This is a genomic window from Pseudogracilibacillus amylolyticus (SeqCode) (genome assembly GCF_051918545.1).
Classification (GTDB): Bacteria; Bacillota; Bacilli; order Bacillales; family Amphibacillaceae; genus Pseudogracilibacillus.
Genome location: NZ_JBPPZG010000188.1, coordinates 529 through 7,662 on the forward strand (window position 1 = coordinate 529; position 7,134 = coordinate 7,662).

The 7,134-nt window shown below is 35.8% G+C and carries 4 protein-coding genes, 1 pseudogene and 1 riboswitch; all 5 genes and pseudogenes read right to left on the bottom strand.

The features are described from left to right. Positions 1-1,825, bottom strand: a pseudogene (locus tag ACPYKA_RS16630) (hypothetical protein); the annotation flags it as partial. A gap of 579 nt (positions 1,826-2,404) precedes the next feature. Next, on the bottom strand, positions 2,405-3,775 hold the full coding sequence (mgtE, locus tag ACPYKA_RS16635; RefSeq protein ID WP_479543338.1) for a magnesium transporter: 1,371 nt from the start codon (positions 3,773-3,775) through the stop codon (positions 2,405-2,407). A gap of 138 nt (positions 3,776-3,913) precedes the next feature. Beyond that, positions 3,914-4,078, bottom strand: a riboswitch (M-box (ykoK) riboswitch). A 386-nt stretch (positions 4,079-4,464) separates the two neighbouring features. Further along, positions 4,465-5,454, bottom strand: a complete 990-nt coding sequence (locus ACPYKA_RS16640) for a zinc-dependent alcohol dehydrogenase family protein (protein ID WP_479543339.1) — start codon at positions 5,452-5,454, stop codon at positions 4,465-4,467. 248 nt (positions 5,455-5,702) lie between these two features. Then, a complete protein-coding gene (locus tag ACPYKA_RS16645; protein WP_479543340.1) occupies positions 5,703-6,602 on the bottom strand; it encodes an RluA family pseudouridine synthase in 900 nt (299 codons plus the stop codon). Continuing rightward, positions 6,595-7,134 (bottom strand): NAD kinase (locus ACPYKA_RS16650; protein WP_479543341.1); only part of this gene is annotated, 540 nt, incomplete at its 5' end. The genes ACPYKA_RS16645 and ACPYKA_RS16650, both read right to left, overlap by 8 nt.

A 7,134-nucleotide genomic window follows, 5' to 3' on the forward strand; every position in this document is an offset into this window, starting at 1 on the left:
TATTGTTATTCTTTCCGTCTCCGCCAGTTCCTGAATCACCATTGTTATTATTGTTTCCACCATTGCCGTTGCTTCCATTGTCATCATCGTTTCCATTATCACCTGGTTTTTTATCACCTGGTTTTTTGCCCGGTTTTTCGCCTGGTTTTTTATCACCTGGTTTTTCATTATCATCGTCATCTTCAATAGGACGATCAATATCTGCATATTTTCCAACTACAAATGGAACGTTTATTGTTTCAACGACTTCATTTCCATCACGATATAAAGTTACTTTTACTTTCATTGATTTTAGTTCATCAATTGATTTACTCGTTTTACCAACAGCCGTAAAGTAACCTTCGTATCCTGAAGCTCCCTTTAAGTCACCAAACGTTAATGTCGCAACGTTACCTTTCCAGTCTACTTCTACACGGCTCCCACTGTTATATTCAGGTTTTAAAATTTTAATGCCGTTTGGAACAATAAATTCCATTTTAACTTTTTCAACGTCAGCAACATCAATATTTTTCACTGCATACTTAAAGTTAAAGCCCATTTGGTCCCCTTTAATTCCTGGGTAATCAGGAATTATTTGAGCTATTGCGTCAAAGTGCCATGCAATGTCCATGCCTGAAAAGTCAACATTAATATGACCATCAAATTGACCAACTTCATTATAGCCTGCATCTAGAATTTTGAATACAGAAATTGTTTCTGATGTAACGACCGCATCTGAAACACCAACAACCGGAATGCGATACGTTAACTCGCCTTCTTTTCCTTGCTTTAGATTAGGAAGTTTTAAAGCAATTGCTTGTTTGCCATCCAAATTTAATATTTCCATATTTGCTGGGGTGTTATCATCGTTTACGACTTCAACATCCTCTGGCAATTCAAACGCTACATAAAGGTCATTTACTTTACTATCTGTTTGATTTAATGCCTTTACATTTACGTTTAAGAAATGATATTTATTTTTTTCATCATAAGATGTGCTTCCTGTAATCGATCCATGTAAATCAATTTTTGGGTTTTCTTCCATTACGGAAAAGTCGATATTTCTCTGACCATTAATTTGTCCTAAATTCTCTAATTCTTTATCAAAAAGATATAAATTTTCCACAGGATCATTGTCATCCATTTCTCCTACAAGTGGAATTTTAGGATAAATGTGTTTTGAGTCTGGAAAAGCACCTACATCAGGAATCTTAACAGCAATTCCTCTTTTACCTTTAATGGATACTTCAGCAACGCCACTTGGAACATCTGTATTTGCCAATCTAATACCATTTGGTAATGCGAATGCAACCCACTTATCCTCGAGCACCTGATTACCATAATTGTAAAACCCTGCCTGTAAGTCTAAGATGTAATATCCTTTATTGAAGTCATATGTGATACCATTCCTATCACTTGCAGTACCAGAGATCTTTTCTAAATCTAGATCCTCATCCGCTTGGGCTTCAACACTGTCTTCTTCTGCTTCGTCTTCCTCTACTGCTTCATCTTCTTCATTTACTTCTGAATCCGTTTCTTCATTCGGATCTTCTGTTTCATCTTCTTCTGTAGCGCTCTCGTCATCCCCTGCAGGCTCGTCTGCAACTGGTGTATCTAAATCCTGCTCTTCTACAGCATCGGATTCATCTGTTTCATTTGCATCTGCTTTTTCGCCCTCTTCAGTTTCAGAGGAAGGTTCTTCTTCATTCGCTTGCTCTTCTGTTTCATTCACTTGGTCTTCGGTAGCATCCATATTATCCGCTTCTTGTGCATTTGCAGTTAGTGGTGCTACTGGAGAAAAAGTCAACATTAAAATGAGCATGAATGTCGATATTTTCTTAAACATGTAATCCCTCCAATATTTTATTTTTTGAGCTAGCACTCTTTGGTCGTCAACTTTGACTTACTCGTATCCATTTAAATTAGGATTACTTTATTCTGCTAACTCTTTGTCCTCGAACATGTGTAAGTTTAAACAATTTAGTCAATTGCCACAAGAGATAACTTTCCCATGTTTTTCCACTTAGTTAACTTCCATTTAATTCCATGCATAGTTCTTATGACCCGATTATTATAGGATCATTTCAATAATAAAGGCTTACATATTTTACTAAAGAATTATAAACATCAGCCAATAGTTTTGTTTGTACGATTGTTTTCAAACAAATTAGTCTAGCTATGTAAATCTCACTATTCCTCAGTAGTTTTAAAAATGAGAAAAAGTAATCATTTTTTTATTAATGATTGAATAAATATTGAAAGGATTTGAGGATAAATACATGGGGATAAAATAATGTTTTCATCATTTTTAAAAAATAAATCTAATTTTTTACGTAAATTATTATGATTTCATACAAAATTAGACAACAAAAAATCCTCATCATTGATTAATATTCGACCAATAATGAGGATTTAATGACAATATTTAAAGCAATAATCCCATAAATGCAGTTGCCATTCCAAAATAAATTAAAATAGATGTTAAATCATTCAATGTTGTAATAAATGGTCCAGAAGCAACTGCGGGATCAATATTTATTTTTTGCATAATTAACGGAATGATGGCACCGGATAGAGTCGCCACCGTTAGCGTCACTAAAATAGCAATCCCAACTAAAACGCCTAAGAAAAAGTTCCCTTTCCAAAAATAAATTAAGAAGGTTACTACAATTCCACATGATGCACCTACAAAAAGTCCTGTTGTAATTTCTTTCATAATCATTTTGATCTTTTTCTCTGCGCCGTAATCACCGACTGCAATACCACGAACGGCGACAGCAAGCGATTGTGTACCGGCGTTCCCAGCCATCCCCGCAATTAACGGTATAAAAATTGCAACAATCGGAACTTGTTCTAATGTTTCTTCAAAGCTACTTATCAAACTCGCAGTAATCATGCCCAAAAATAATAAAATAATTAACCATGGTAACCGTTTTTTCGCTGATTGAATTGGATTCGAATCTCGATCCTTTGTCCCTGTTCCTGATAATGCAGCAAATTTGGAGTAATCATCAGTTGCTTCCTCGTCCATAACGTCTAAAATATCATCTACCGTAATTATCCCAAGTAAATGATTTTGAAAATCGACAACTGGAAGTGCTAAAAAATCATAATCTCTCATCATCTGAGCAATTTCTTCCTGATCACGACCAACCGAGACGGAAACAACATTTTCAGACATTAAACCTTCAACAATATCGTCATCATTCGCAATAATTAAGTCCCGTAACGAAAGTACACCAACTAAACGTTTCTGATCATCTAATACATACGTATAATAAATGGTTTCCGCATCTGGAGCTTTTTCTTTCATTTCCCGTAATGTTTCCTTTGCTGTTTGTGATTTTAAGATAGACACAAACTCTGTTGTCATGATACTACCGGCAGTCTTTTCTTCATAATGGAGAAGTGCCTTAATTTCTTCGGCTGACGACTTATCCATTATCGTTAGGAAACTTGCTACTTCATCTTTTGTAAGCTCCTTTAAAATGTCAACCGCATCGTCGACAGCCATTTCAGCAAATACCATTGTGGCAAATCGAGGATCCATTTCGGTTATAAATTTTTCCGTTTCATCTAAATCAATGTACTCCATAATATCTGACATTTCTAATGGAGATAAGTACGTATAAATTTTCACACGATCCTCATATCCTTGCTCCCTGAAAAACATTGCTTGGTCATACGGGTGAATTTCAAGAAACTTTTCTCGAAACTTTTCTGTATCTTCTTCCATTAATAAGTCTTTCAATTCATCAGATAATAATTCTACTTCCTGTACATTTTCAACCATCATTTTCACCCACTTTGTTAAAATTTTAATTAAAGTGTTAGGTGGCTTGTCACTAACCTTATCATGTAGAGGTAGTATTTTACCCTAAAATGTAAAAAAGACACCTCTACGAAGAAGGTGTCATCATAAATAACCTATGATTAAAAGCCTCCATCGTGGAGTTTTAGCACTATATGGCCTGGATGTTCATCCCACTGCGTTAAAAACTACCTTAAGTCGATAGTTTCTGTTAACCCATTGGAGTCTCTCGACATTTCTGGGTAGCAGCTTACTTCCATATAGGAGCCTCACCTAACGAGGAAAAATATATTTAAAGTCCATTCTTTATCATAACAAACCTGAATAAAATGTCAATTATTTTACTCACCTGACATGATGTTCTGCATATCGGTTGGTAAGTTTTGAAACGTTTTGAATTTTTTTGATAAAGGATGTATAAATTAGTGACAGCTGTGGATGCGGAGGCGTTTTTCAAAATGCAGAGTGGCGCCCGATAGATGCTGAGTGAAAGAAAAAGATGTAAAGTGGCGCCCAATGGATGCGGAGTCGTTCGCCAACATGCCGAGTGACTCGCGCAAGATGCTGAGTGAAAGCCAATGGAAATTTTTCAAGCAAACAGGATTCGAAAATTAATTAAGGAAGAAGATCTCCCTATGGTTATTTATTATTCCCCCTCTACGAAAGTTGAATCTTTAATTTGTTAATAATACTTTACCCATACTATTTTTACTGGATTCTGCAACACTAACAGCTTCTTTTACTTTTATCAAATCGTAAAGAGAATTTCTCGTCATTAGCTTTAATTTTTTATCAATGATCAATGTTATTACATGATTAAATGTCTTTTGCCAAGTATCTACAGAGACTCTTTTGTTCCAATGACGTAAATGAAAGATCTTAGCGTTCACTCTTGCTTTAGTTACGATTTTTTCCCAATCTACTTGGACTCCCGATAAAAGACCTATCGTTAAAAATGCTCCATTGGGGCGAACACAAAAAGCTAAATCAGTACCGGATGAACCCCCTATAGAATCAATTGCTGCATCGGCTCCAAGACCGTTGGTTAAGTCCATAATTGTTTCATACAATGGATTTTCGGATGTATTAATTACATAAGATGCACCAAGTCTAAGGAGATCTTTTGTATATTGATTACTTCTAGTTACCGCAATTAATCGAAATCCCAAAACTTTAGATAATTGGACAAAAATATGTCCAATAGAAGAACCACAAGCATTTACTAATAAAACATCATCTGCTCTTAATCCAAGCTCTTCCGTACAAATAACCCACGCTGTAATTGGATTTATATACATTTGCGACGCCGTAAAATCATCAATAGAATATGGTATAGGCACTGTAAATGCTGCAGATGTTTTAACAAACTCCTGCCAAGTACCTTCTCCCCGTAAAGGTAACACACGCTTACCAATGAGGTTCTGAGATACAGAGGAACCTACCTCTTCAACAATACCAACCCCCTCATAACCAGGGATATTAGGTAACGATATACGGTGAGAATAGGAACCTCGAATCGGAATTAAGTCAGAGGGGTTAATCGGCCTCGCCAACATACGCACAAGAACTTCATTATCCATAGGGGGGTGAATAGTTTTATATTCAACTTTTAGTACATCTTGGGGATTACCAAATTCATTGAATTGAATACATTTTCCATCCAAAGCAATAAGTCTCCTTACATATGATTATGAAACAACTTCAATCAGAAATTTTTGAATTGAAAAAGCGGTCACTGCATGCAATGACGTGTTAATTTGGGCAAAATACTATAAAAAAGTTTACAGATTCTGTCGACTTACTACCAATTTAAGTCGAGCGTTTCCACTGATCTTTGGACATTTCCGGGTGGCAGCTTACTTCCATTTAGGAGCCCCCACTTATCTAGGCAAAATATATTTTCATACATGAATCACTCACCTAGAATGATCTTTTGCATATCGGCTGGTAAGTTTGATACGATTTGAATCTTTTCTTTTGATAAAGGATGAATAAATGATATTTCTGCGCAATGCAATGCTTGTCTATTTAACTCGCCCGTTTTTCCACCATATAAATCATCCCCAACAAGCGGATGACTTAAGTAGGAAAAATGTACGCGAATTTGATGTGTCCGGCCAGTTTCCAGATCAATCTTTACTTCTGAATAAGCATCCGTTTGCTGGATAACTTCATAATGTGTAACCGCCCTTTTTCCATCACCTCGCACCATTCGTTCAATGATTGAATCTGGATTTCTACCAATTGGAGCATCGATAGTACCTTTCTTTTTGTCAAGAGATCCGTGAATAATGGCTCGATACACACGTTTGATGTTATTTTCACGTTGTAAATCAGAAAGTAATGAATGACTGTATTGATGTTTCGCAACCAGCACTAAACCTGACGTATCTTTATCTAGCCGAGTTACGATATGAATTGTAAAAGGAATGTTTTTTTCTTTATAATAATAAGCTATTCCATTAGCAAGTGTTCCTGTTGGATGAAGTTTTGAAGGAATCGTCGGTATACCAGCTTCCTTATTTATAACTAGCAAATCTTCATCTTCATATACAATTTCCAGACTCATCTTCTCAGGCAAAACTGAACTTTTTTCTTCCGGTGGAAATACTATTTCGAGAATATCATCTTTTTTAAGTACATAACGTACGGTTTGTTTACTTCCATTAATTAACAACTTCCCATCGGTTGATTTCAATCTTTTTAAAAGTCGACTAGAAATATTTAACTCTTTTAATAAAAATTCGCGTAAAACAATTCCTCCATACTTTTCCGTAATTTTCCGCTTCAAAACAAACCGATCATTACTCATCTCGTTTAACTTCGGTAACAAAGGAATCACGCACCCGATTCCAAAATGGGAAAGGTCTATACCTGACAAAGCGAACTCGTTCTTTTGCTACGCGGCATTGAATAGATTTCACATTTGTAAAAGATTTTGTAATGTGGTCAAAAGCTATAATAAAACTATCCTTTCTCAACGGTCGCAGTAAACATGTATGATGCTTCGGTAAAATTAACGGAGAGCCGATTGTACGAAATACTCGATTATTAATCGATGCAATTTCGGTAATTTGTATCGATTCCAGCGAAGGATGAATGATTCCTCCACCAAGCGCCTTATTATAGGCTGTACTACCAGATGGTGTTGAAATACATAATCCATCTCCACGAAACGTTTCAAAATGTTCGCCACGAATTTGAACATCAAATACGACTGAACCTTCTACAGTCTTAATTGTCGTTTCATTTAATGCTAATGAACGCAATGATTTTTTCTCGTCATTACTAAAACGGATAATAACCTCTAGAAGCGGATATTCGACTACATGAAAAGGTGTTTT